The organism is Maritimibacter sp. DP1N21-5 (genome assembly GCF_019218295.1).
Classification (GTDB): domain Bacteria; phylum Pseudomonadota; class Alphaproteobacteria; order Rhodobacterales; family Rhodobacteraceae; genus Maritimibacter.
In genome coordinates this window covers 15,228-40,228 of record NZ_JAHUZF010000001.1, presented here as the reverse complement: position 1 = coordinate 40,228, position 25,001 = coordinate 15,228, and the positions used below count along the sequence as shown (strand labels likewise).

Here is a 25,001-nt window from a genome sequence, read left to right as displayed (position 1 = left end):
TCCTCAGATATTGATGGCCCGGCCATAGGCGGCCAGCGCGGCTTCTTTCACAACCTCGGAAATCGTCGGATGCGGGAAGACGATGTCGAATATCTCGGCCTCGGTCGCCTCCAGCTCCATCGCCGTGACGAAACCCGCGATCAGTTCCGTGACCTCGGGCCCTGCCAGATGGGCGCCCAGCAATTCGCCGGTCCCGGCATCGAAGATCACCTTGGCCATGCCCTGATCCTCGCCCATCGCGATGGCCTTGCCGTTGCCTATGAAGGGAAACTTGCCCACCTTGACCGACCGCCCCGCCGCCTTGGCCGCCGCCTCGGTCAGACCCACACTCGCCACCTGCGGATCGGAATAGGTGCAGCCGGGAATACGGTCGCGCCGCATCGCGTGGGGATGATTGCCCGCGATCGCCTCGACACAGATCACCGCCTCGTGCTCGGCCTTGTGCGCGAGCATCGGCGCACCAGTGATGTCGCCGATGGCCCAGACGCCCGGCACATTCGTGCGCCCGGCCCCGTCCACCGCGATCACGCCACGCTCCATCGTGACGCCAAGTGCTTCCAGCCCCAGCCCCTCGGTGTTGGCCACAACCCCGGCAGCGGACAATAGCCGCTCCGCCTTGATCGTCTCGCCACCCGCGAGGGTCACGGTCACGTCCTTCTTGCCCGTGGTCACGCCCTCGACGCCCATGCCCGTGCGCAGCGCAATCCCGCGTTTGGTCAGGGCCTTCGCCACGAAGGCCGAGACCTCTTCATCTTCCACCGGCAGGATGCGCGGCAGAAGCTCGACCACCGTCACCTGCGTGCCCATCGCGGCATAGAAACTCGCGAACTCGATCCCGATGGCGCCCGACCCGACGATGACGAGCGACTTCGGCACGTCCGCAGGCACCAATGCCTCGAAATAGGTCCAGATGCGGTTCCCGTCCGGCTCCATCCCCGGAAGCGCACGCGGCCGTGCGCCGGTAGCGATCACCACATTCTTTGCCGTGTACTGCCCCGGTCCCTTGGCGCCCTTGGGCAGCGGGGCCTGCGGCTGTCGTGCCTCCTTGGGCGACGTGACCTCGACACTGCCGGGACCGGTGAGGCTGGCTTGCCCCCAGATCACATCCACCTTGTTCTTCCTGAGGAGCATTCCCACGCCCCCCGCCATCCGCTCGGCAATCCCGCGCGAACGCGCGACGATGGCACCCACATCCGGCGTCGCCTTGCCTGTCAGCTTGATCCCGTAGTCGGCCATATGCCCCGCGGTCGTCAGCATCTCGGCCGACCGCAGGAGCGCCTTGGTCGGGATGCAGCCCCAGTTCGAACAGATCCCGCCCAAGTGCTCCCGCTCTACCACCGCCACCTTCTGGCCCAGCTGCGCGGCGCGGATCGCGGCGGTATAGCCGCCCGGCCCGCCGCCGATGATGATCACGTCGTAGTCTGCCATTCTAATATCCCTTGAACTCCGGTTTGCGCCGCGCGGTGAAGGCCGCGACACCTTCGCGGAAATCGTCCGACTGGGCGGCGGCCACGAAAGCCGCGCGTTCGGCGGCGAGCTGGTCGACGAGTGTCGCATGTGCCGCGGCATCGACCAGCGCGCGCACGTGGTTGAAACTCGCGGTCGGCCCACGGGCGACCCTGGCGGCCATCTCGCGCGCCCGCGCCTCGACTTCGGCTTCGGGCGCGAGTTCCGTGACCAGCCCGAGCGCCAGCGCGGTCTGGGGCGTCATCGGGCGCCCAAGCAGCAGCATCTCCATGATCCGACCCCGCCCGATCTTGTGCGTGAGGAACCAGCTTCCCCCGCAATCGGCGACCCCGGCTACCTGATCGTAGGCAAAGACGAGCTTCGCCGCCTCGTCCAGCACCACGAGATCGGCCCCCGCCAGAAGCGACAGCCCCGCTCCAGCCGCGACGCCACGCACGGCAGCGATGACCGGCGGGCCGTTGCGCAGAGCCAGAATGGCCGGGTTCAGCACGGCGAGAAGATCGTCCACCACCTCGTGTCCGCGCTGCGGATCGGCGGCCATGGCGCTCACGTCGCCACCGGCAACGAAGCCCCGCCCCTCGGCGGTGATGAGGACAGCGCGAACATCGGCCCGCCCGGAAATCTCATCCACCGCCGCCGCCAGCGCGCGCGCCAAGGGAAGATCAAGCGCGTTGAGCGCCTGGGGGCGATTGAGACGAAGCTCCGCTACGGGTCCGTCCACGGTGGTGATGACAAGTTCCCCGGCACTCATGAGGAAAGGCCCCGGTTCACCTGCGACTCCCTGGTCAGGTCGATGGTCATTCTGCGCTGTCCTCCCGCTTTCCTGTATAGGGAATTCACTAGTTGTGTGTAAATAGGCATGTTTCTGCATACAGCAGTAACCCCGCAGATACCCCTTATTTCATTGAGATTGATTCAGGATAGCCGCCGGCCCGCCTGAATCTCATGGGAAACTTTGGGGTTGCAAACCGGGTGCGTTTTCGTCTTTCTGTATACAGCTTATCTATCGGGCCAATACGGCCGAGCATGGGAGGAACATCATGGACCTTGGCCTCAAGGGCAAGAAAGCCATCGTCACCGGCGCGACCAAGGGCATCTGCCGCGCGCTCGTCGAAATTCTCGCGGCCGAGGGCTGCGACATCGCCTTCTGCGCGCGCTCGCAGGACGACGTGGACAAGACCGCGAAAGAGCTCGAGGGCTACGGCACCAAGATCATCGGCGGCACCGCCAACGTGAAGGACGTCGAGGGTTACCAGAAGTGGCTCACGGACGCCGCCGAAGCACTTGGTGGCTGCGACATCTTCGTCCCCGGCGTGTCGGCGGGCGGCGGCATGGAGGGCGAGAAGTCCTGGTACAAAGCCTTCGAGATCGACCTCATGGGTTGCGTGCGCGGCTTCGACGCGCTCTTCCCGGCGCTGAAAGCATCGGGCAACGCCAGCGTTGTCTTCATCTCGACCACCGCCGCCGTGGAAACCTTCATCGCGCCCATGCCCTACAACGCGATCAAGGCCTCGCTCATCACCTACGCCAAGCAACTGAGCCAGGCCCACGCCAAGCGCGGCATCCGCCTCAACGTCGTGTCCCCCGGCCCGATCCTCATCGAAGGCGGCAGCTGGGACCAGATCCGCCAGAACGACGAGGCCTTCTTCAACTCGATCATGGCGCAGCAACCCGACGGGCGGATGGGCGAGGCCGACGAGGTGGCGAAATGCATCGCCTTCCTCGCCTCGGACGCGGCAAGCTGGGTCACGGGCACCAACCTGATCGTGGACGGTGGCTTCACCAAGCGCGTCCAGTTCTAAGGCCGTTCAGAGGATAGCCCCGTGGTCATCCGCTACGACGCCCCCCTGAACGTGCTCGTGTCGACCAAGGGGCATCCCTTCGACACGAGCGCCTTCTTCGCGATGTGGGACGCGATGCGCGGCATGACCTGGACCCATGTGGAACAGCCCGCGACGGCGGCGATGCTGTCGCCTGCGGGCTGTGCGGACTTCGGCGCGCTGGTGTTCTACGACGTGCCGGGGATCCAGTTCAAAACGCCGAAACCGCCCCTCATGGTGGACCCGTCCGAGGCGATGAAGACCGGGTTTCGCGACCTCCTCGACGCGGGCAAGCCGATGGTGTTTCTGCACCATGCCGTGGCGGGCTGGCCCACATGGGACGACTATGCCGAGGCGATCGGGGCGCGGTTCTTCTACCAGCCCGGCACCTACAAGGGACGCGATTACCCGGACTCCGGCTATGTCTTTCCGGCGACCTACAAGGCCACGCCCGTCGGCACCCATCCTGTGACGGCAGGTCTCGAGGACGGGTTCGAGATCACCGACGAGCTTTATCTGTTCGAGACGCTCGAAGATGACATCGTGCCCCTTCTGACCGCAGATTTCGGCTTTACCCAAGAAAATTTCTATTCCGCCAAGAACGCGCTCGAGGCCCGGATGTGGACCCGCGACGGCTGGGACCACGGCCCCGGCACGAACCTCGTCGCCTGGGCCAAGCGCTCCGGCAATGCGCCGACCGTGACGATCCAGATGGGCAACGACGGCGCGACCTTCGGCAACGACAACTTCCGCCGCCTATTGCGCAACGCCATCGACTGGGTGACCAGCGAGGACGCCGCCGCCTGGGCGCGCGGGGAAAAGGCAAACGCATGACCCACCCTTCCGACGCCGTCGTAGCCGCAGGCCGTTTGACCTCGGCCCAGACTCTGGCCGAGGCCGCGCGGAAATGGCCGGAGGCCACCGGGCTTCTCATCGACGGGACCCGGCTCACCTGGGCGGAACTTGACGCCGAGGCGATGCTCTGGGCCAAGGGGCTGATCGCGGCCGGGGTGAAACCCGGCGCCCATATCGGCATCCTCATGCCCAATTGCGCCGATTACGTCCGGCTCTTCTATGCCTGCGGGATGATCGGGGCGACCGCGCTCACGATCAACGCGCGCTTCAAGGACGACGATCTCGCCTATGCGATCTCGCACTCCGACATGGACGTGCTCTTCATCGGTGGCCATGCCATGCCGCACATGGATTTCCACGCCATGCTGTGCCGTATGTATCCGTCGCTCGCCGACTGGCGCGGCGGGGCGCTCGAGCTGCAAGACGCGCCGGGCCTGCGCGCCATCTTCAACATTTCCGACAGCCGCGACCACGGCTGGCCGAACCAGACCGCCTTCCTCGACGCGGGCGCGCGGATCACCGACGACAGGGTCGCCTCCGCCCGCGATGCGGTGTCCCCCGATGCCCATGCGCTCATGATGTATTCCTCGGGCACCACGGCCCACCCAAAGGCCTGCATGCTGAACCACCGCACGCTCGGCATGATCGGCGCCGCCTTTGCCGAACGCTTCGACCTGAAGCCCGGCGACTCCGTGATGAACCCGCTGCCCTTCTTCCACATGTCCACCATGCTTCCCATGGCCGCCTGCCGTGCCTCGGGCGCCGCGCAGATCGGCACCGCGCATTTCGATCCCGGCGAAGCGCTGCGCCTGATGGAAGAAGAGCATGTGACCTTCGGCTACCTCTCCTTCCCAACCCTCGTGAACGGCGTGATCAACCACCCGGACTTCCAGACCCGTGACCTCTCGGCGCTGCGCTATCTGCACACGGTCGGACCCGCCGAGACGATCGAGAAATACATGCGGCTCTTCCCGCAGTCGCACTACATCAACGCCTATGGCCTGACCGAGGCGACCGGCGTGCCCTGCTACACCGACCCCGCCGATCCGCAGGCCGATGCCGCCGTGGTCTCGGGCCGCCCTTTCGACGGGCTCGGTGCAAAGGCGGTGGACCCCGAAACCCTCGCCGACCTTCCGCCGGGCGAACGCGGCGAAATCTGGCTCTCCGGCTGGGCGCTTTTCGACGGCTATTACAAGGATGCGGAGCAGACGGAAAAGACTCTCGTGGACGGGTGGCTCCGCACCGGCGACATGGGCATCGTGCGGCCCGACGGGCGCATCGTCTATGACGGGCGGCTGAAGGACATGCTCAAGATCGGCGGCGAAAACGTCGCCGCGCTCGAGATCGAAACTTTCCTCTGCGCCCATCCCGACATCCAGATCGCGCAGGTCATCGGCGTCCCCGACGACCACCTGTTCGAGGTCGCCGCCGCCTTTGTCGAACTGGCGCCGGGCGCGACACTCACCCCGGAAGAGGTTGTCGATTTCTGCCTCGGCCATATCGCCAGCTACAAGATTCCGCGCTACGTGCGGATCGTATCGGACTGGCCCATGTCCACCACCAAGATACAGAAATTCAAACTCCCGCGAGACTTCTCGGCGGATGAGAAGATCGACCCGAAGCTGCGCGCGAAGGCGAGCTAGTCCCGGTCGCCCTTACAATCTGGTGCCTTCGTCCCCAAGTATGGATAAGCGTCACGTCCGTCGCCGCAACAGAACGGAGACTGACCATGGCTATGTTTTCCATGAAACCGAAATTCGACCTTGCCGAGTTTCTCGACAAGCCGGCCTCTGTCGGTTCGCGCAAGTCCCGCGTCGGCAAACGCTCGGGGCCCAGGTTCCAGTCCGCGACCGGACAGACCGACGCGGACGAGATCGACAAACCTGATCCCGAAGCCGATCCGCTCAAGGGCGATTGAGCGCGAGAGCACGCGCCCCGGACCTGATCCGGGGCTTCGCATTTCGCGCCGCAGGACAAGGCCGGGACGGGCCCTTACGCCTCCCGCGCCGCCTTGGCCGCTTTCGCCGCTGCCACGATCTCGGCATTGGTCGGGTTCCGGCGCAGCGTGACGCCACCGTTCACCTGAACCACTTCGCCCGTGATGAAACACCCGTCCGTGCAGAGCCAGGTGATCGCCTCCGCCGTATCGTCGAGCGTGCCCACACGGCCCAGCGGATATTCCTTGGCGAAGGCCCCGACCACCGCCGGATTGCGCGCCGCGCGTTCCGTCATCGGCGAGGCGGTGAACCCCGGCGCGACGGAGTTGGCCCGGATGCCGCGCGCCCCGAATTCGTTCGCGATGCAGCGCACCACGTGGTCGATCCCCGCCTTCGTGCCCATATAGGCGGCGTGATCCTCCATCATGATCTTCGCCGTCGCGCTCGAGACCTGCACGATCGACCCACCGTCGTCCATCACCCGCAGCATCGCCTGAAAGAACTGGTAGGGCCCGACGAACTGAAGCGCCACCATGCGCTCGAGCTCTTCCCGCGTGGTGTCGAGGAAGGGCGTCAGCAGCCCCCACCCGGTTGCATTCACCGCGATGTCTAGACCACCCATCTTGTCGACCGCCGCCTGCCCGAGCGCGGCAAGCTGCCCTTCGTCACAGATGTCGGCAATCGCGTAATGCCCCCCGATCTCCTCCGCCAACGCCGCGAGCGGCTCTTCGTGACGCCCGGCGACCAGCACGCTCGCGCCCTCCGCCGCGAACTGCCGCGCCACCACCTGCCCGAGGTTGCCCTCGCCCGCGGCCCCGATGATGACCGCCCGTTTTCCGTTCAAACGCATGTCTCTCTCCCTCAATCCTTCGGTTCCGGCCAGCCGTCGCGGATCGGGTCGGACCCGTCCCAATTCACCGCCGCCTCGCGAATCTGGTCGAACATCGACCGTCGTCCCGGCGTCAGCTCGGACACCTCGAAGACGAAATCCGACTCGTCCGGGTGGCTGTAGTAGACAAAGCGCCCATGAACCGACCGCCCCTCCTGCGCCGTCTGGTAGCCCGCCGCCTTGGCCTCGCGCATGACCTCGTCATAGCGCTCCGACCAGGACGACAGATGCTGCGAAACAAGGCCGAAGCCGTGTTTTTCCGCGAACTCGGTGTAGATGCTGGGGTCCGGGCTGTGCTGCTGGATCACCTCGATCTGGACGCCGCCCGAATTGGCCAGCGCCGCGTCGATCCTGATGTCGAGCGGCTGTCCACGATAGCGGCATTCCGGCACCGGAATGTCCCAGGCGACGAACCACGGGCCGATCCCCGCCGTCTTGTGCAGAAACCTGAGCGTGCGTTCCATGTCGTCGGTCACATAGCCGATCTGGCGCACCTCGTCGAAAATCCGGCTCATAGGCTCCTCCCATTTTGTATACGGTTATCATCTTGTGAGCATACTAGAAACGAGAATCTTTGTTGTATCCTCAACCCAAGTTTGAGCGCGACTTCAACGCAACGCTCCGAAACTAAGACCTTTGAAGGGGGTTTTTATCGAATCCAAGGCTGGATATTTCGGTATGTGAAATGCTATTCTAAAAATACGAAACACCGGAAAATTCATCTGAAACCGGGGTGCCTCACAGAAGGAACGCACTGACATGGCAAAGACCGCAGGCCTGACCCACGCAGAATCCGTGAGACTTTCACTGGAAAACGACATCTTTACAGGCCGGCTCCCCCCGGGCGCCTCCCTCGATGAAGAGGCGCTTGCGCGGCGGTTCTCGGTCTCTCGCACGCCCGTGCGCGAGGCGATGTTGCAACTGATCCAATCAGGTCTCGTCGAGAAAAAGCCCCGTCAGGGCGCCATCGTCACGCAGATCGACCTTTCCGACATGATCCGCCTTTTCGAGGTAATGTCCGAGCTCGAAGGCATCTGCGCGAAATTCGCCGCCCGCCGCATGACTCCGCAGGAACGTCAGGCACTGCGCAAGCTGCACGAGCAATCGGTCGAAGCCTACGAGGCCGGGAACCACGACAAGTATTACACGCTGTCCCGCCGCTTCCACCTCATGGTGATCGAGGGCACGCATAACCACGAGCTGATCGAGACGACCAATCGCCTCGGCATCAAGCTGGTCCCCTACCGCCGCTTCCAGCTTGGCTATCCGGGCCGGTCCGAGAACAACCTCAAGGACCACGAGGCCATCATGGAGGCCATCGTCGCGGGCGAATACGATCAGGCCGCCGAGCTGTTCCGCAAGCACACCAACGTGCAGGGCGACGTGCTGGCCGAATATATCGCCATGGGCGACCGCGAGGCGAAGGCCGTCAACGCCGGCTGATCCTCAGAAGCCGTAAAGCAGCATATCCAGGGCGCGGGTGATGTCATCCGCCTGCGCCTCTGCGCTGCCGACGACGGTCAAAGCGGGCCTTACGACCGCAACGATCAGGCGCGTGGCCAGAACGTAAGTGTCACCCTTGAACGCAATCGTCGGATTCAGGCGCGGCAGCCCCGGATAGCCCCTGAGCAAGGGAATGACGACCACGGCATTGTCGGGCGGAAGGATGTCGCTCTCGACGACGACGTAAAGCGTTCCGCCTGCCTCGACGATGTCGAAACGGCTTATCTCCTCCACGTATCAGCCCCCGGACCGGCCATGATGTCGAGTGCGGGATGCCCATGTTCCTCATGCCACTTGCGCTGCGCGGCGAAAGCTTCAGCGTTTTCCTCGACCCATCGCCGGGCCTGTTCCCGCCGAACCGCCTCGCGCAAAGCCTCGTCGGCGAGCGCCGAGACATTGAGGCCGAGCGCCTTGGCTTCGTCCAGGGCGACAGCATCCAGCGACAGCGACGTCTTGCGTTTGGCGGCAGAGGGCATTGGCGGCACTCCCCTAAAGGTCTACCGCCAATATATACCGCTATTCGCAGGTATCAACCTTACTGAAGCAGCCGCATCGGGTCCTCGACCAGCCCCTTGAGCGTGGCCAGGAACTGTGCAGCGAGCGCGCCGTCGATGGCCCGGTGATCCGCCGACAGCGTGGCCGAGGTCATCGTGGCAAAGCCCACGCCACCGTCCGGCAGCTCGACCGCCTCGCGACGCGGCCCGCCGACGGCGAGGATCGCCCCCTGCGGCGGGTTTATGATCGCGTCGAACTCGCGCACCCCGAACATGCCGAGGTTCGAGAGCGTGAAGGTCCCGCCCTTCAGTTCCTCCGCCGTCAGCTCCCGCGACCGGGCGCGCGCGGCCAGATCGGCCGCTCCCGCAGCGATGTCACGAAGCCCCCGGTTGCCCACGTCGCGCAGAACCGGCGTGATGAGCCCGCCCTCGATCGCCACCGCGACCGACACATCGGCACTGTCGAACAGCGTCACGCCCACGTCCGACACATGCACGTTCACGCCCGGATGCTGGCCGAGCGCGACACCGCAGGCCCGGATGAGGAAGTCGTTGACCGAGATCTTGGCCCCCTCCCCCGCCGCGTTCATGCCCTTGCGCAGATCCATGAGCGCATCGACCCGCAGATCGACGGTGGTGTAGAAATGCGGCACGGTCTGCTTGGAATGCACCAGCGCCCTGGCGATGGATTTGCGCATCCCCGTGAACGGCTGCTCGCTGCCAGAGGCCGGTCCCGCCACATCTACGACACCGCGCGCGACCTTTGCCGGACGCGACCAGATACCAGCCGCAATCGCCGCCTCTTCTGCATCGCCAAGCGAGACCCGGCCTTTGCGCCCGGTGCCCTTCAGCCCGGACAGCCCAAGGCCGACCTCATTGGCGAATTTCACCGCGATGGGGCTGGCATGGACGCCCGCGTTCTCAGCCCGCACCTCTTCGGCGGACTTCTTCGAGACCCCGCTACTGGAGCCGGCCTTCGCCACATCGTCGCGCATGACCTTGCCCTTGTGGCCCGATCCCTGCACCGCACTCAGGTCGACCCCCGACTGCTCTGCCGTGCGACGGGCGAGCGGCGTGGCTTTCACCTCTGACTTTGGCGCTTCCGGCGTGGGCGCCGCCTCGGCTTTCGCCGGTTTGTCCTCGCCCTCCGACGGCTCGAAACTCGCATCCACCGGCTTGAATTCCGCAACGAAAGCGTCGATCGCTGCCTCCTCGACGCTCTCATCCGCCATGACGGCGATGAGTGCCCCGACCGGGGCGACCTCGCCCTCGTCCACCAAAATCCGGCGCAGGGTCCCCGGCGCGTCCAACTCGACGCAGTTGACGATCTTGTCGGTCTCGACATCCACCAGCTCCGCGCCCTTTTCGGCGCTGTCCCCCGGTTTCAGATGCCAGCCCGTGACCGTGCCCTCGGACATCTCAAGACCCCATTTGGGCAGTGTGATCGGCGTAATCTGGGTCATCTTCACACCTCCAGCACGGCGCGCACCGCCGCTTCGATATCGTTGGGGCTGGGCACATACATGCGTTCAAGCTCACGGGCGAAGGGCACCGGCGTATGCGGCGCGGTGATCTTCTGCACGGGCGCTCGCAGGTCGTGGAACCCCTTGGTCACGGCGATGGACGCCACTTCCGAGGCAATCGAACAGATCGGGTTCGATTCATCGACCACCACGAGCCGACCGGTCTGCGACAGACTTTCAAGGATCGTCTCCTCGTCGATGGGCGAGGTCGTGCGCATATCGATGAGGTCCACGGTGATCCCGTCGGCCTCCAGCTTCTCGGCCGCCTTCATCGCAAAGGGCACCATCCGGCCCAGCGTCACCACCGTCGCATCCTTACCCTCGCGCACCAACGCCGCCTCGCCGAAGGGGGTCAGAAACTCGCCCTCCGGCACCTCGCCCTTGCGGGAGTAAAGCGCCTTGTGTTCGAAAAAGATCACCGGATCGTCGTCGCGAATGGCCTGTTTCATCATGCCTTTCGCATCCGCCGGCGTGGACGGCACGCAGACCTTCAGCCCCGGAATGGCCGACAGCATCGGATAGATCGTCTGGCTGTGTTGCGCGGCGGCATTCATCCCCGCGCCCATCGCCATGCGCAGCACGACAGGCGTCGTCGCCTTGCCGCCGAACATGTAGCGAAACTTGGCCATCTGGTTGAAGATCTGGTCAAGCGACACGCCGACGAAATCCGCGAACATCAGTTCCGCCACCGGGCGCAGGCCCGCAAGCGCGGCCCCGTTCGCAAGCCCCACGATGGCGCTTTCCGAGATCGGCGTGTCGATCACGCGATCCCCGCCGAACTTCGTCTTGAGCCCTTTCGTGACGCCAAAGATGCCCCCCGCCGCCTCGATATTCCCCGAAGTGCCGCCAGAACCACCGGCCACGTCCTCGCCCATGACGATCACGCGGTGATCGCGTTCCATTTCCTCGTGCAACGCCTGATTGAGCGCGTCGCGCATCGACATCTGTGCCATGTCGTCCCCCCTCAATAGTCCAGATAGACGTCGGACATCATGATGTCCGCGCCCGGCACCGGCCCGTTGCGGGCACTCTCCACGGCACTGTCGATCAGCGCGAGGACCTCGGCGTCAATCTCGTCCAGTTCTTCGGCGGTAAAGATGCCCGCCCCTGTTACCTTCTCGCGGATGGTCTTCATCGCATCGACGGTCTCGCGGAAGTTCTTCACCTCGTCCTTGGCGCGGTAGTTCTGCGGATCGCCCTCGAAATGGCCGAAATACCGCGTGGCCGTGGCCAGCACGGCGACCGGACCATTGCCTGCCCGTGCCGCCTCGATCGCCTCGCGCGCCGCGTCATAGACCGAGAAGTAATCGAAACCGTCGGCCTCGTAGACCGGGATACCGAAGCCTTCGGTCCGGGTCTTGAGGTCCGATCCGATGCCGTAGGACGCCCCGGTATGTTCCGAATAGCCGTTGTTTTCCAGCACAAAGACCTTCGGCAGCTTCAGCACCACCGCCATGTTCATCGCCTCGAACACCGTGCCCTGGTTCGACGCGCCGTCGCCGGTAAAACTCACCGACACCGACCCGTCGCCCTTGGCCTTGCAGGCGAGCGCCGCGCCCACCGCGATGGGTTGCCCCGCGCCGACAATCCCGTTTGCGCCCAGCATGCCCTTGTCGAGGTCGGCGATATGCATGGATCCGCCACGCCCCTTGCCGAGCCCATCGGCGCGCCCGTAAATTTCGTGCATCATGCCGCGCGGGTCGCAGCCCTTGGCCAGACAATGCCCATGCCCGCGGTGCGTCGAAATGATGTAATCCCCGTCGCGCAGGTTCTCGCAGACGCCGACCGCAATCGCCTCCTGCCCGGAATAGAGATGCGTGAACCCGGCGATCTCGCCTTTGGGGTTCTCGATATGCAGGCGTTCCTCGAACTCGCGGATAAGCCGCATCTGGCGATAGGCCTGCCGGATCTGTTCCGGGCTCTGTTGCATGTCGTCCTCCCATTTCGGCCCCGCCGTCACCCGGCAGACGCGCACAAATTTTCGCTTGTCTCGCGATTGTCTATACTCATCCCAGATTTTCTTGTATATGAAAAGACCTGTTTTTGTATTCACAGACCGGGAGGAGTGTGGCCAGATGGACTTCCAGCTGACCGAAGATCAGAAAAGCCTGCAAGAGGCCGCGCGGCGTTTCGCTCAGGAACAGCTGCCGGAACTGGCCAAGGAGCTTGAGGAAAAGTGCGAACCCGTGCCGCACGAATGGCTCAAACGCTACGCAGACATGGGGTTCCTCGGGATCAATGTGGCCGAACAGTATGGCGGCTTGGGGCTTGGCAATCTCGAAGCCCTGCTGGTGGTCGAGGAGTTTGCCAAGATCTCGTCCGCCGTCGCCTTCCCGGTCTTTGAAAGCTGCGTCGGTCCGGTCCGCGCCATCGAACACTTCGCCCCCGAATCCTTGCGCGAAAAGGTCATCCCGCGCGTCTGTGCCGGTGAAATCGTCGTCGCCGTGTCGATGTCGGAACCCGATGCGGGCTCGGCGCTCACCGACCTGCGCACCAACGCGAAAGTCGTCGGGGACAAGGTGATCCTCAATGGCACCAAACGCTGGTGTTCGGGCGGCGGTCACGCCGACGGCTATGTGGTCTATTGCCGGTTCGACGATGTGCCGGGGGCCAAGGGCATCGGCGCGGTCTATGTGGAAAAGGACACGCCCGGCCTGTCCTTCGGCCCGCAGGAAGAACTGATGGGCTTTCGCGGCGTGCCGTCTTCGGACCTCTATTTCGACAACATCGAACTGCCGCTCGACCACATCATCGTGCCCGGCGGCGGCTTCAAGAAACTGATGGAGGCCTTCGACCTCGAACGCTGCGGCAACGCCACCATGTCGCTGGGTCAGGCCTCCGGCGCGCTCGATGACGTGCTGACTTACGTGCAGGAGCGCAAGCAATTCGGCCGCCCCATCGTGGAATTTCAGGGCGTGCAGATCAAGCTGGCCGAGATGAAGCTGCGGGTAGAAGCCGCTCGCCTGCTCATCCACCGCGCCGCCAAGAACGCCGAGGACGGGATGCCCTCGATCCTCGATTCGTCGCTCGCCAAATGTTTCGCGAACGAAATCAGCCGCGAGGTGACGGGCACAGCCGTGCAGCTCATGGGCGGCTACGGTTACTCCAAGGAATACCCGATGGAACGGCGCCTGCGCGACAGCTGGGGCTGGGGGATTGCCGGCGGTGCCATCGACATCCAGAAGGTGAACATCGCCTCGGCCATGGTCGGGCGGCGCTTCAACCAACGGGCAAGCTGAGTGATGATCCCGACCGGCGAAAAGGACTTCAAGGACGCCTGCTCCACCATGCAGGTGCCGCAGAAGGGCGTCTTCTTCACCTCGATCGGATCACAGGACGTCATGCTCGCCCGCAATGCAGCGGGCGACATCGTCGCCTTTTCCGGCTTCTGCACCCATAGCATGGGCAAGCTCGAAGGCGGGCCCGTGGAGGGCGACGACATCATCTGCCCCCACCACGGCGCGCGCTTCAACTTCCGCACGGGTCAGGCCAAGACCAATTGCCCGAACCTGCCGAAGTTCGAGGTCAAGGTCGAAGGCAGGCGAGTCCTCGTCAAACCCGCCCGCTGATCCTCACAGGTCTTTCAGGAACCCGTCCAGCGTTTCCGCGAATACGTCATTGCGGTCGCCCACGATCATGTGCCCGGCCCCGGTGACGTCGACGAACCGCGCCTCGGGCTTCACCCGCAGGAACGCTGCCACGCTCTCGTCGTTCACCAATTCGCTGTTCGATCCCCGCACCAGGAGCACCGGCACCCGGATCGCCGCCAGCGCCTCGTTCAGCTCGGCAACCGTCTCGGGCCGGAGCCGCGAAGATGCTCGGCCTTCGATGAACGCGGGGTCCCAGTGCCAGCGATAGCGCCCGTCGGGCCTTTGCCGCAGGTAGCGTGCAAGGCTGTCGATGTTCGATGCCCGCCCGCGCCGCTCCGGCAGATAGGCGGCAATCGCGGCGGCGGCCTCCTCGAAGCTCGCGAATCCTTCGTCCATCCGCTCGCCCAGAAAGCCCGTGACCTTCTCGGACCCCTTCGCGTCGATCTGCGGCGTGATGTCGACCAGCACCAGCCCGCGAAACGCTTCTGGCGCGAACCGCCCGACCGCGAACATCCCGGAATTGCCGCCCAGCGACGCGCCCACCAGCACCGGCGGCACGGCAAAGCTGCGCGCAATCGTCGCCGTATCCTGACCGAAGCGTTCGGTCCTGTAGTCCTGCGCCTCGTCCCAGTCGCTTTCGCCATGGCCGCGCAGGTCGATGGCCACCGCGTAATACCCCGCCCGGCCCAGCCGTTTCGCGACCCGGCTCCAGGCGTAACGCGTCTGCCCACCACCATGGATCAGCAGGACAGAGGGAGCGGACGGATCGCCAAAGGCCTCGCCCACGATCCGCACGCCATCGTCCATGGTCCAATCCATCGCGGTCGCGCCGTCTTCGATCCACATCAATGTCATGCGTAAATCCCTTCCTTCGCAGCCCAGCGGATGCCCCGGCGCACAAGTTGCCGAAACACCGGATGCGGCCATGATCCCCGCTCGACGAAGGGGTAATCCTCGGTCAGCGGCCGCATGTCATAACGCCCCCGCGTATGCCCGAGCGTGAGGTAGAGCACCGCCCCCGCCCCCACGTCGCGCAGATACATCACCTGATGCTCCTGCTCCGGCCACTCGGCCTCGGCAAAGAGCGGCGTCTCGCCCTTGAATGTGGTGGTGAGCAACACGTCGTTGCCCGGTTCGTGGTGCTGAAGGTATTGCTCGTCCGCCACCCGAAACGGCCCGATCCCGGCAATGAGCGGGTGATCGGCGTCGGTCGGCGTGACCTTGAACATCCCCGGCGCCGGATGGGCGGCGAACTGGCTCCCCAGCATGTCGCGCATCGCTTCAGGCAAGGACGGGCAGACCACCGGCGCATCACCGTCCAGCACCATCCGGCTGTTCGTGCCATGCAGCGCGAACCACCGCCCGCCGGCCTGAAGAAACCCGCGCAACGCGGCGCGCGCCTCCGCGTCCGGCATCAAATTGCAGGTATAGGTCACGATCATATCCGCCGCCGCGATATCGCCCGCGTCATAGCGGTCGCGCACGGTCACGCGAAGCGCCTCGACCTCGGCCATGAAGCCCAAGAGCTCCAGCCGCGCGTGGTCCATGTCGTGCCACGGCCCGCCGGTGATCAGGAGCACATCGACCCGGCTCATTCCGCCCGCCGGTAAACGAGATCGGTGGACGAAAACGAAAACACCACGTCGCCGTCCTGATTGGTCACCCAATGGTCGAGCACGGCTAGCCCCACGCCGGGGCGGCTGTTGGACACACGCTTGGACGCGACCCGCGACGCGGCGGTGAGCGTATCGCCCGCGCGCACCGCCTTGCGCCAGCGCACGTCGTCCCACTGCACCCCGCAGACCCAGTCGACGTTGCCGTTCACCTCGTGATCCATGATCCGCCAGAGCGCGGCGGTGTGAATACCCGACGCCACCAACTCGCCAAAGAGCGACTGCTTTGCCGCCTCGGGGTCGTTGTGGAAATATTGCGGGTCATAGCGCCCCGCGAACTCCATGATGTCCTCGGCGCTCACGCTCAGCGGCGAAGACCGGGTTTCCTCCCCGATCTCCAGATCCTCCCATTTCCGCGCGGGGCTTACGTCCGACTTAGTCCTCTCCAACATAGTCCATCAGCACCTTGTGGAAATGGCGGATGCGCAGCTCCTGATCGCCAAGCCAGAGCCCCTCGAAGGCCGCCGAATGCATGCCCCGCTGCACCCCCGGCAGGTTCGCGGCATCCTGGTCGATAACCAGCCCCATGCTCCGTTCGCCATGTTTGAACCGCTCGTTCCGGGGCTTCCGCGGCCGTTCCTCGTCGGCCTTCAGGAGTCTGAACATCTGCGCATCGAAATACATCTTGTCCGGATCGGTCTCATGCGGGCGCTGCCGAAACAGCATGAGGTCGTCGGCATGGGTGTTCATCGTGATATTGGGGAAGATCATGTAGTGATAATCGTCCGTGAGCTGCTCGTCGTTGAGGTCCGAGTAATCGAGCCCCATCGCGGGCCCGTTCTTGCGCTTGAACTCCTGCAACGCGAGCCGCACCTCGCTCACCCGCCCGTCGAAATCCGCCGGGTCCATGCCCGCCGCCTTCATCGCGTGCTTGATCAAATGCGGAATCTCCGTCGTCTCGTTCACCCGGTGGCTGATGGTCGAGAACGGGATGAGATAGCGGTTGTGCTTCTCGTAGGTGTCGATCTGGAGGAACTTGTCCTCGATGTAATAAAGCAGCTCCGGGTGAATGCCCTGCACGTGATAGCTCTCGTTGAAGGCATCCACGCTGGTCTTCCAGTTGCAGTTCCACTCCACCGTCCAGTCCGTCACCTTCACCATGCGGTCAAAGTGATATGGCCCGAGGTGTTCTTTCAGCGGATGGATGAAGTCATCGAAACTCTCGCCGTCGGGGTCGAGACAGAAGAAGACGAAGCCGTTCCACTCCTCCACCCGCACCTCGGTCAGCCCGCCGCAGGGCGGCGCGCCTTGGGGGAAGGTCTCGATGTCGGGGATGTTCTCGAACTCGCCCGAGATCCGGTATTCCCAATGGTGATAGTTGCACTTGAAGCTCGTCGCGTTCCCCTGCCCCATCATGATCCGGTTTCCCCGGTGCTGGCAGACGTTGTAGAACCCGCGCGCCGTGCCGTCGTGCTGACGGGTGAGGATGATCTCCTCCTTGCCGATCGAGGTCACGATATAGTCGCCCGGTTCCTCGATATCCTCGGAGGCACAGCCCCAGAGCCAGACCTTGGTCCAGAGCCGGTCCCATTCCTTCGCCATGAAGTCGGGCGAGGTGTAGCGCTCCTTCGGGATCATCCCGGTTCCGAAATCGGGGTCTTCGGTTTTTTCGATCGGGGTCTTGGTGAAGTCGCCCGGCTGAATACGGTGAATGGTCATCTCATCCTCCCTTAGAACTGAACGCCCTTGGTGAACCCGCCGTCCACCAGCAGATGCGAGCCCACGCACCAGCGTGCAGCGGGGCTTGCCAGGAACACGGCGGCCCTGGCGATTTCCTCGGCTTCGCCCATGCGGCGCGTCGGTTGCTGGCGCAGGGCATTGGTGAAGGTGCGCGACCGCGCCACCTTGATCATTTCCCAGTTCGACCCCGGGAACATCGTCGGCCCCGGCGACAGGCAATTCACCCGGATGCCCTTGGGCGCGTAGAACTCGGCCAGCTGCTTGGACCAGGTGATCAGCGCCGCCTTCATGCTGTTATAGGCCATCGGCGCGACAAAGGTCTCGCTCGCTGCCATGGTCGCGATGATCAGGATGCTCGCGTTCTCACTTTTCTTGAGCGAGGGATAGGCCTCCTCGACCGAGCGCGTCGCGCTCATCAGGTCGATCTCGAAGTTCCGGTACCAATAGCGTTCGTCATCGGTGCCGCCCCCGGCCGAGAGATTCGCGACGAACAGATCGAGCCCGCCCAGTTCCTCGACCGTGTCGCGCATCCAGCCGCGCACCGCCTCGCCGTCCCGGCCCTGAAGCGCACGGCCCATGGCCCGCACGCCGTGACCTTGGAATTCCTTCACGGCCTCGTCGATCTTCTCCTGCCCGCGCGCGCAGATCGACACGTCACAGCCTTCTTCGGCAAGCAATCCCGCAATCGCCCGGCCAATGCCACGCGAGCCGCCCGATACGGCCGCCTTCAGTCCCTCAAGGCCCAGATCCATGGCCCAAGTCCTCCCATATTCACCCGATCAGCGTCCGCGCATGCCATCCGGATGTCCATTCCCTACGATCCGGCTTTACATGTATATGACTGCCGTCCTATTGTATACCCAGAAACACGCTTATGCATAAACCCCACAGGGCACACCCTGCAGGGTCGGCGACCACGAAACGCCGGAAGGAAAACTGGGAGGAACATGTTGGACGACAGATCGAATCGACCCGCTGAGTCCGCTGAACAAGGCGCAGGCACCCCGACCAAGGGCATCCTCGCGGGCACCCGCGTTCTTGACCTCTCGCGCGTCGTCGCCGGCCCGCTCGCAGGCCAGACACTCGCCGATCTCGGCGCCGACGTGATCAAGATCGAACGGGTGGGCGAAGGCGACGACCTGCGCACGCTCGGCCCGCCCTGGGTGACGTCGCCCAGCACGGAACTCGAGCAATCGACCTATTTCCAGACGGTGAACCGGGGCAAGAAATCGCTGACCCTCGACTTCGCGAAACCCGAAGGGGCCGAGATCCTCAAGGGTCTGATCCGCGAGACCGATGTCTTCATCGAAAATTTCCGCACCGGAACGCTCGCCAAATACGGCCTCGGCTACGAGGACCTGAAGGCGATCAACCCCCGGCTCGTCTATTGCTCGATCACCGGCTTCGGCCAGACGGGTCCCTATAGCGACCGGTCGGGCTACGACTATCTCGTGCAGGCGATGGGCGGCCAGATGGCCGTGACCGGCCTGCCCGACGGCATGACCGGTGCCGGACCAATGCGGGTGGGCGTGCCCATCGCCGATATCACGGCGGGGAACAACGCGGTCATCGGCATCCTCGCAGCCCTCCTCCATCGCGAGAAGTCCGGCACCGGTCAACATGTGGACATCGCGCTTTTCGACAGCCAGGTCGCGCTTCTCTTGAACTCGCTCTCGGCCTGGCTCAACTCCCGGGCCCCCCTGCCTCGAACGGGCAATGACCACCCGACCGCGGTGCCGAACGGGGTCTTTGCGGTCAAGGACGGGCATATCCTCATCGCGACCTTCAACGACCGCGAGTTCGCGCGTCTGGCCGAGGTGCTCGGCCATCCCGAATGGGCGACCGACACGAAGTATCAACGGTCGCGCGACCGTCTCGCCAACCGCAAGGACCTCACCCGCGACATGACCGAGGCACTGTCCCACCACGGCAAGAAGCACTGGATGGACACGATCAACGCGGCCAAGGTCTCCTGCGGGCCGATCAACGATATGGAGGACATCGAACGTGACGAACAGCTTGCGCTGCGCGGCATGTTCGTGACGCTCAATCACCCGGTCATGGGCGATGTCAAAGTCGTCGGCAGCCCGCTGAAGTTCTCCGACACGCCGGTCGTCTATCCCAATGCGCCGCCGCTTCTGGGCGAGAACACCGAAGCGATCCTGCGGGAACGCTTGACCTTGACCGACGCCCAGATCGAAGACTTGCGGGCCAACAAGATCATCTGAGGGCTTGCCGTGACCGATACCACCGCCCCCGAGGCCGCCTATCTCGCCCATCTGGCCGAAGGCCGCTTCATGCTGCAACGCGATCCCCTTTCGGGCCGTGCCGTCTTCCCCCCGCGCCTGCGTGCGCCGGGTCATGGCGGGGCGCTCGGCGGGTTCGAGCCGATGTCGGGACGCGGCACCATCCATGCGGTCACGATCCAGCCGAAACGCCCGCCGGAACCGGCGAGCGTGATCGTTCTGGTCGACCTCGAGGAAGGCGGGCGGATGCTGTCGCACATGCCCGGCGCAGACCCGGCGCAAGTCGCCATCGGCGACGCCGTGACCGCGCGCGTTGTCACGGAAGGCGACATCCCGACGGTCATCTTCGAGCCGGCGACATGAGCTGGTCCGACGCCTTCCCCCGTGGCCGCACCGCCGTCGTCGGCGCCTCGACCTTCGGGCTCGGCACCTGCCCCGGCTTCTCCGCCCTCGAAATGGCGGCGGAAGCGGGATACCGCGCGTTGGATGACGCGGGGCTCTCAATCGCCGATGTCGACGGGCTCTTCGTGGCGCTCCCCGACGACTACCTGGGCGGGCTCGCCATGGCCGAATACTTCGGCATCACCCCCGCCATCGTGGACAACAACCGCACGGGCGGCTCGGCCTTTCTCTGCCACGCGATCCACGCCGCTCTCGCCCTCAACGCGGGCCTCATCGACGTGGCGCTCATCACCTATGGCTCGAACCAGCGCTCGAACGCGGGCAAGCTCGTCTCGGCGCTCCGCGCCTCGCCCTATGAAACGCCGCACGGCGCAAGGATGCCTGTAGGCGGCTACGCCCTCGCCACCGCGCGCCACATGCACGACTTCGGCACGACGCGCGAGGACCTCGCCCATGTCGCGCTCTCTGCCCGGGCCTGGGCGCAGAAGAATCCCGAAGCCTTCGTTCGCGACGAAACCACCCTCGACGCGCTCCTCTCGGCCCGCATCATTTCTTCCCCGCTCTCGGTCTCCGACTGTTGCCTCGTCACCGACGGGGCGGCGGCGGTCGTCATGACCCGCATGGACCGCGCCCGCGACACCCGCGCCCCGATCCCGCTTCTGGGCGGGGCCGCGACCGTGACGCACAAGGAAATCGCGGCGATGCCCGACCTCACCACCACCGGCGCGGCCATCTCCGGCCCCCGCGCCATGGCCGCAGCCCGGATCACGCCCGCCGACGTGGACGTGGTGCAGCTCTACGACGCCTTCACCATCAACACGATCCTCTTCCTCGAGGACCTCGGGTTCTGCCCCAAGGGCGAAGGCGGGCGCTTCGTCGCCTCCGGCACCATCGCCCCCGGCGGCGCGCTGCCCGTGAACACCAACGGCGGCGGCCTGTCGTGCAATCACCCCGGCATGTACGGCCTCTTCACCATGGTCGAAGCCGTCCGCCAATTACGCGGCGAGGCGGGCGAACGGCAGGTGCCCGGCACCGAGATCGCCGTGAGCCACGGCAACGGCGGCGTGCTGTCGTCACAAGCGACACTGATTTTCGGGACAGAGGCGACCCTCTGACCCGGTGACAACCAACTGGGAGGACCAACCATGACCGACGACATTCTCGACCGCATCGACCGGCTCGAAAGCCGCAACGAAATCCTGCACATCATCGCGCAATACTGCAAATCCTGCGACGACCGCGACGTGCCGCTCCTGCGCTCGATCTTCACCGAGGATGCCACCGTGCGCTCGGCCGACGGCATGATGGTGGGCGAAGGCATCGACGGGATCATGGAGATGTATCGCAAGCGATTCGAGGTGCTCGACATCTCGGTCCACTGGACCCACGACGCGATCATCGAGATCGACCCGAACGACCCTAACAAGGGCAAGGGCGAGGTCTTCTGCCACGCCGAAGCCCACCGCAATGGCCAGACCCTGGTGGGCTCTCTCCGCTACGAGGACGAATATGTCCGCACCAACGGGAAATGGCAGTTCCAGTCGCGGCTCCTGAAGTTCCTCTACTACGTCCCGGTCGAGGAATACGGCGAAGCGCTCGGATCAGACAAACGGATGCGCGCCTATGGCGACCGCCGCGTGTCGGACTATCCCGAAAGCTACGACTGCTACCAGAACTGGGCGACGCATTACGCGGCGGAATAGACCCTGTTTCGGCTGGCGGCCGCCTCGATCGGCTGCGCCGCCAGACCCCTCATACCTCGTCGGCCTCAAAGGCATCAGGCTCTAACTCGGCCCAGAACGCCGCAATCCCTTCTGCGTTGAGCGCGCTCATCCAGCCGTGCCGCTCGAAGTCCGCCCGTTTGGCACCGTCGAGCCGCGACAGGAACATGCGCTTGTCCGCGTCCCGCTGCGTGGGCGACCGGGCTTCGACCAGACCCCGGATCACCGCCAGCCGCTTGGCCCGCGTGCTCGTCGGGGCGCTCGGCACCACCGACGCCGCCGGCCGCGGCACAGTCGCGCCCCCCTGCCCTTCCGGCCGGTAATCCGCCTTGATCGCCGCCGTCAGGTAACTCACCGGATTGCGCACCCCCTCCTGCCCCGCGACATAGTCGACCTTGAGCCGCACGTAATCCTCGCCATGCTCACCGATCCACTGCCGCGCCAGCCGGTCGCTCACCCCCAGCCCCCGCAGCCGGGCATAGACCGGCGTGTTGCGCAGCCCCTCGCCGTCATCGAGCCCGAGGATGGCAAGCTGCGGGTTCTCGGAGATCAGGAAGCGGATCGCCGTCACCTGACGCCCCATCTTGCGCGTCTCGGGCGTAAGCACGATGTTCGAGGTCTTGTTCACCTCCGCCACCGCTGGCTTGATGATCTTGGCGTTCAGATGCTTGAACGTCTCGTAATAGGCACTGTCCGCGACCCCCATCAGCCGCCGGAAAAGATCGAGCTCCCACCACCCGGTGCTCCCCGTCCGCACGAAACGATAGCAGTTCTCATAGAGCGCCAGCGCATGACCGCTCGTGAACCGCCGCTGGATGTTGAGGTTGATCAGCGCAAAGACCTTGGGATCGTGCATCTTCTCGGCCAGCGCGTCGGAATAGGCGTATTCGCAGACGCCCCCCTTGAGCTTGGCATAGGAGAGGAGCGACGACACCCCCCACTCCTGCCGTCCCTCCTCGTCGAGCATGTCCCATTCGGCGACCGTCTCCACCAGGCCCTTCAGGCTGTCCTTCAGCGTGTCGAAGTCGTTCGAGTTGTAGCCGATCATCATGCACAGCGTGCGCGCGTCGATCTGGTGGCGGCGCTGCGTGACCAGCGTGTCATAGGCGTTCAGAAGAAGCACATTCGACAACTTCCGCTGGAGTAGGGTCAATTTCCCCGACACGTGGATCGCTGCCACATGCTTCTTCACCGCCCCGCGCCGAAGCGATCCGGTCAACCTGTCCCGTTCGATCTCGTCCATATGCCTGCTCTTGTCCGGCTGGCCGTGGTGTCCCGTCTTTGTGTCGGGCCGGTCGCCTGTTGTTTTCCACATTGTCCGCGAAAAGGCACCCGCGATCAAGAACCGTCTTGGCACCTCATCGGCCGTCCTGTATCCGGGTGCCCAAGCGGTCCTGGCGTTCGCCAAAGGGACCCATCTACGGGATGCTCCCTCCCCTGCCCCGAGCCCTCGATCGCGCGACAGGGCCTATTTCAGCGCAAATCAGGTGTTTCTCCGCGAATCAGCCCGGCTAACCTGCGAATCGGCCTCGCTTATCCTGCAAACGGGTGCCCTTCGCACCGCATGCAGGTCCCCGAGACCCTGTATCTGGGTACCGAATGCCTCTTAACCTGCTGGGATAACGTAATAATCCTGAGGCAAAGTCTCTAAAGAACCTGAAAGAATCCTAAACAACCCGTTCGCGTTCTATCAATATATTGAGGATCATTGCCGCACCCTCCCCAAATCGATTCACTTGGGCCCTCGCATGTGCGATAGTTTTCGCGATATCGCAGAAAACAGCGAACATTGAGAGGCACCAGGCAATGAAACAACCGCCCCGGCAGGATCTTCCTCCCTATTTCAATATCGACCCGCGTTTCGCCGCGAAACGTCTGGCTGACCCTATCGAGACCGCCCGATTCGCGAAAGCAGCCGCCTTTGCGACCCGGGGCCGCGACGACCTTGCCAAGCGGGGCTACGCGCCCGACGGTCAGAAGCGCCTGCGCAAGTTCTCGATCTGGGAGATCACCAAGTATCTGATCCCGGTCGCGCCCGCCCACCTGCGCCGGGTGCTCAAGGCCAATCCCGACCTGCCCCAGGGCGACGGCGAATCGAACGCGAAGTGGTTCACGCTCGAGGAGGTCCTGATCCTGCGCGATCACTTCGCGACCGAGGGTGCCGCCGGCAAGGCCTACAAGTCCTGGCGGCCCGAAGGCCTTCCCGCCAAGGTCGTCGCCGTCGCCAACTTCAAGGGTGGCGTGGGCAAGACGTCGACCGCCGCGCATCTCGCGATGAGCGCCGCACTCGACGGTTACAAAGTCTTGGTGATCGACCTCGATAGTCAGGGCTCCATGACCTCGATCCTCGGGGGCAAGGTCGAGGATGAATGGATGACCGCTTTCCCCCTCATCGCGCGCGACTTCGCGAAGTCCCTGATGGCCGAGAACGAGGTTCGAGCGGCCGCCGGCGACGCCCCCTTCCCCCTCGACGAAACCCTGACCGAGGCGCTGAACGTTTCGCCGCGAAACGTCATCCAGTCGACGCATTGGCCGAACATCGACCTCATCGGGGCGCAGCTCAACCTCTACTGGGCCGAGTTCCAGGTGCCGGTCTGGCGAATGCAGCACCGCTCTTGGGCGCTCTGGGACGGGCTTCTGAACGCGTTGGACGACGGCGGGATCCTCGACGACTACGACATCGTCTTCCTCGATACGCCGCCCGCGCTCGGCTATCTCACCATCAACGCGCTCTCCGCCGCCGACATCCTTCTGGTGCCGCTCGGTGCGAGCTTTCTCGAGTTCGACTCCACGGGTCGGTTCTTCGACATGATCTATTCCACCTTCGCCTCCATCGAAGAGGGCGAAAACCGGGTTCGCCGGCGCGACGGCCTGCCCGAGATGCGCTTCGAATGGGACGCGGTGCGCGCGATCATCACCCGTTTCGACGCGAACCAGCAGACCGATCTGGCGAACGTGATCCAGGCTTACTTCGGGGATTTCATGACCGCCTACCGGCAGGAGCTGACCGCCATGGTTGGACAGGCCGGGGAACAGGTCTCGGGCATCTACGAAACCGACTATCGCGACTTCAACCGCGAGACCTATGTCCGTGGCCGGGAAACGTTCGATGGCACATGGGCCGAGGTCAAGTCCCTGATCCTCGGGGCCTGGTGGCGCGACCAACAGGCCGAGCTGGCCGAAGCAAAGGAGGCTTGATCC

The 25,001-nt window shown here is 64.5% G+C and carries 27 protein-coding genes; 12 read left to right on the top strand and 15 right to left on the bottom strand.

The window, feature by feature from the left end; all coding sequences use genetic code 11:
• Window positions 1-3 precede the first annotated feature (3 nt).
• Both lpdA and KJP29_RS00155 read right to left on the bottom strand, forming a co-directional pair.
• Entirely contained in the window at window positions 4-1,428 is a 1,425-nt protein-coding gene (gene lpdA / locus KJP29_RS00160; protein WP_218461514.1) for a dihydrolipoyl dehydrogenase, read from the bottom strand.
• Window position 1,429: 1 nt separating this feature from the next.
• The gene (locus KJP29_RS00155; protein WP_218461513.1) at window positions 1,430-2,218 is read right to left on the bottom strand and encodes an enoyl-CoA hydratase/isomerase family protein; all 789 of its coding nucleotides are present in this window, start codon (window positions 2,216-2,218) and stop codon (window positions 1,430-1,432) included.
• A gap of 289 nt (window positions 2,219-2,507) precedes the next feature.
• On the opposite strand from KJP29_RS00155, the gene KJP29_RS00150 reads away from it, so the two are divergent.
• From KJP29_RS00150 to KJP29_RS00135, 4 genes are all read left to right on the top strand, one after another.
• A complete protein-coding gene (locus tag KJP29_RS00150) occupies window positions 2,508-3,269 on the top strand; it encodes an SDR family NAD(P)-dependent oxidoreductase (RefSeq protein ID WP_218461512.1) in 762 nt (253 codons plus the stop codon).
• Window positions 3,270-3,290: 21 nt separating this feature from the next.
• Entirely contained in the window at window positions 3,291-4,121 is an 831-nt protein-coding gene (locus KJP29_RS00145; RefSeq protein WP_218461511.1) for a ThuA domain-containing protein, read from the top strand.
• Window positions 4,118-5,785, top strand: coding sequence for a class I adenylate-forming enzyme family protein (locus tag KJP29_RS00140; protein ID WP_218461510.1), 1,668 nt, complete (start codon window positions 4,118-4,120; stop codon window positions 5,783-5,785). Before KJP29_RS00145 ends, KJP29_RS00140 begins: the two co-directional genes overlap by 4 nt.
• Window positions 5,786-5,871: 86 nt before the next feature.
• Window positions 5,872-6,060 (top strand): hypothetical protein, encoded by a 189-nt coding sequence (locus KJP29_RS00135; RefSeq protein ID WP_218461509.1) that lies wholly within the window; start codon window positions 5,872-5,874, stop codon window positions 6,058-6,060.
• Between the two features lie 74 nt (window positions 6,061-6,134).
• On the opposite strand, the gene KJP29_RS00130 is transcribed toward KJP29_RS00135, so the two are convergent.
• Together KJP29_RS00130 and KJP29_RS00125 are read right to left on the bottom strand one after the other, a co-directional pair.
• On the bottom strand, window positions 6,135-6,929 hold the full coding sequence (locus KJP29_RS00130; protein WP_218461508.1) for an SDR family NAD(P)-dependent oxidoreductase: 795 nt from the start codon (window positions 6,927-6,929) through the stop codon (window positions 6,135-6,137).
• 11 nt (window positions 6,930-6,940) lie between these two features.
• Window positions 6,941-7,483 (bottom strand): VOC family protein, encoded by a 543-nt coding sequence (locus KJP29_RS00125; protein WP_218461507.1) that lies wholly within the window; start codon window positions 7,481-7,483, stop codon window positions 6,941-6,943.
• A gap of 244 nt (window positions 7,484-7,727) precedes the next feature.
• On the opposite strand from KJP29_RS00125, the gene KJP29_RS00120 reads away from it, so the two are divergent.
• Window positions 7,728-8,411, top strand: a complete 684-nt coding sequence (locus KJP29_RS00120; RefSeq protein ID WP_218461506.1) for a GntR family transcriptional regulator — start codon at window positions 7,728-7,730, stop codon at window positions 8,409-8,411.
• A gap of 3 nt (window positions 8,412-8,414) precedes the next feature.
• Here KJP29_RS00120 and KJP29_RS00115 read toward each other — a convergent pair whose 3' ends face one another.
• Genes KJP29_RS00115 through KJP29_RS00095 form a run of 5 tightly spaced genes read right to left on the bottom strand, consistent with a single transcriptional unit; the run spans window position 8,415 to window position 12,418 of the window.
• Window positions 8,415-8,705: a CcdB family protein gene (locus KJP29_RS00115; RefSeq protein ID WP_218461505.1), complete on the bottom strand. Its 291-nt coding sequence runs from the start codon at window positions 8,703-8,705 to the stop codon at window positions 8,415-8,417.
• On the bottom strand, window positions 8,693-8,947 hold the full coding sequence (locus tag KJP29_RS00110; protein ID WP_218461504.1) for a type II toxin-antitoxin system CcdA family antitoxin: 255 nt from the start codon (window positions 8,945-8,947) through the stop codon (window positions 8,693-8,695). Before KJP29_RS00110 ends, KJP29_RS00115 begins: the two co-directional genes overlap by 13 nt.
• 59 nt (window positions 8,948-9,006) lie before the next feature.
• Window positions 9,007-10,428: a 2-oxo acid dehydrogenase subunit E2 gene (locus KJP29_RS00105; protein WP_218461503.1), complete on the bottom strand. Its 1,422-nt coding sequence runs from the start codon at window positions 10,426-10,428 to the stop codon at window positions 9,007-9,009.
• A gap of 2 nt (window positions 10,429-10,430) precedes the next feature.
• Complete coding sequence (locus KJP29_RS00100) at window positions 10,431-11,441, bottom strand: alpha-ketoacid dehydrogenase subunit beta (RefSeq protein ID WP_218461502.1); 1,011 nt, start codon at window positions 11,439-11,441, stop codon at window positions 10,431-10,433.
• Between the two features lie 11 nt (window positions 11,442-11,452).
• Window positions 11,453-12,418: a thiamine pyrophosphate-dependent dehydrogenase E1 component subunit alpha gene (locus tag KJP29_RS00095; RefSeq protein WP_218461501.1), complete on the bottom strand. Its 966-nt coding sequence runs from the start codon at window positions 12,416-12,418 to the stop codon at window positions 11,453-11,455.
• A 145-nt stretch (window positions 12,419-12,563) separates the two neighbouring features.
• On the opposite strand from KJP29_RS00095, the gene KJP29_RS00090 reads away from it, so the two are divergent.
• Complete coding sequence (locus KJP29_RS00090) at window positions 12,564-13,727, top strand: acyl-CoA dehydrogenase family protein (protein ID WP_218461500.1); 1,164 nt, start codon at window positions 12,564-12,566, stop codon at window positions 13,725-13,727.
• 3 nt (window positions 13,728-13,730) lie between these two features.
• A complete protein-coding gene (locus tag KJP29_RS00085) occupies window positions 13,731-14,057 on the top strand; it encodes a Rieske (2Fe-2S) protein (RefSeq protein ID WP_255553373.1) in 327 nt (108 codons plus the stop codon).
• Window positions 14,058-14,060: 3 nt separating this feature from the next.
• Here the strand turns inward: KJP29_RS00085 and KJP29_RS00080 are convergent, their stop codons facing one another.
• Genes KJP29_RS00080 through KJP29_RS00060 form a run of 5 tightly spaced genes read right to left on the bottom strand, consistent with a single transcriptional unit; the run spans window position 14,061 to window position 18,183 of the window.
• Window positions 14,061-14,933 carry an alpha/beta fold hydrolase gene (locus KJP29_RS00080; protein WP_218461498.1) on the bottom strand — a complete coding sequence of 291 codons (873 nt, stop codon included), beginning with the start codon at window positions 14,931-14,933 and terminating at the stop codon, window positions 14,061-14,063.
• The gene (locus tag KJP29_RS00075) at window positions 14,930-15,673 is read right to left on the bottom strand and encodes a ThuA domain-containing protein (RefSeq protein ID WP_218461497.1); all 744 of its coding nucleotides are present in this window, start codon (window positions 15,671-15,673) and stop codon (window positions 14,930-14,932) included. Before KJP29_RS00075 ends, KJP29_RS00080 begins: the two co-directional genes overlap by 4 nt.
• Complete coding sequence (locus KJP29_RS00070; RefSeq protein WP_218461496.1) at window positions 15,670-16,143, bottom strand: MaoC family dehydratase; 474 nt, start codon at window positions 16,141-16,143, stop codon at window positions 15,670-15,672. Before KJP29_RS00070 ends, KJP29_RS00075 begins: the two co-directional genes overlap by 4 nt.
• Window positions 16,127-17,410 carry an SRPBCC family protein gene (locus KJP29_RS00065; RefSeq protein ID WP_218461495.1) on the bottom strand — a complete coding sequence of 428 codons (1,284 nt, stop codon included), beginning with the start codon at window positions 17,408-17,410 and terminating at the stop codon, window positions 16,127-16,129. The genes KJP29_RS00070 and KJP29_RS00065 overlap by 17 nt, the downstream gene beginning before the upstream one ends.
• Window positions 17,411-17,421: 11 nt before the next feature.
• Window positions 17,422-18,183, bottom strand: coding sequence for an SDR family NAD(P)-dependent oxidoreductase (locus KJP29_RS00060; RefSeq protein ID WP_218461494.1), 762 nt, complete (start codon window positions 18,181-18,183; stop codon window positions 17,422-17,424).
• 195 nt (window positions 18,184-18,378) lie between these two features.
• Between KJP29_RS00060 and KJP29_RS00055 the strand changes: the two genes are divergently transcribed.
• The 4 genes from KJP29_RS00055 to KJP29_RS00040 are packed head-to-tail and all read left to right on the top strand — an operon-like array spanning window position 18,379 to window position 21,782.
• Window positions 18,379-19,659, top strand: a complete 1,281-nt coding sequence (locus KJP29_RS00055) for a CaiB/BaiF CoA-transferase family protein (protein ID WP_218461493.1) — start codon at window positions 18,379-18,381, stop codon at window positions 19,657-19,659.
• Between the two features lie 9 nt (window positions 19,660-19,668).
• Window positions 19,669-20,040, top strand: coding sequence for a Zn-ribbon domain-containing OB-fold protein (locus tag KJP29_RS19410; RefSeq protein ID WP_370630744.1), 372 nt, complete (start codon window positions 19,669-19,671; stop codon window positions 20,038-20,040).
• Entirely contained in the window at window positions 20,037-21,194 is a 1,158-nt protein-coding gene (locus tag KJP29_RS00045; RefSeq protein ID WP_218461492.1) for a thiolase, read from the top strand. Before KJP29_RS19410 ends, KJP29_RS00045 begins: the two co-directional genes overlap by 4 nt.
• Window positions 21,195-21,224: 30 nt before the next feature.
• Complete coding sequence (locus KJP29_RS00040) at window positions 21,225-21,782, top strand: nuclear transport factor 2 family protein (RefSeq protein WP_218461491.1); 558 nt, start codon at window positions 21,225-21,227, stop codon at window positions 21,780-21,782.
• A 49-nt stretch (window positions 21,783-21,831) separates the two neighbouring features.
• On the opposite strand, the gene KJP29_RS00035 is transcribed toward KJP29_RS00040, so the two are convergent.
• A complete protein-coding gene (locus KJP29_RS00035) occupies window positions 21,832-23,043 on the bottom strand; it encodes a replication initiation protein (protein ID WP_218461490.1) in 1,212 nt (403 codons plus the stop codon).
• Window positions 23,044-23,606: 563 nt separating this feature from the next.
• Between KJP29_RS00035 and KJP29_RS00030 the strand changes: the two genes are divergently transcribed.
• A complete protein-coding gene (locus KJP29_RS00030; protein WP_218461489.1) occupies window positions 23,607-24,998 on the top strand; it encodes an AAA family ATPase in 1,392 nt (463 codons plus the stop codon).
• Window positions 24,999-25,001 lie beyond the last annotated feature (3 nt).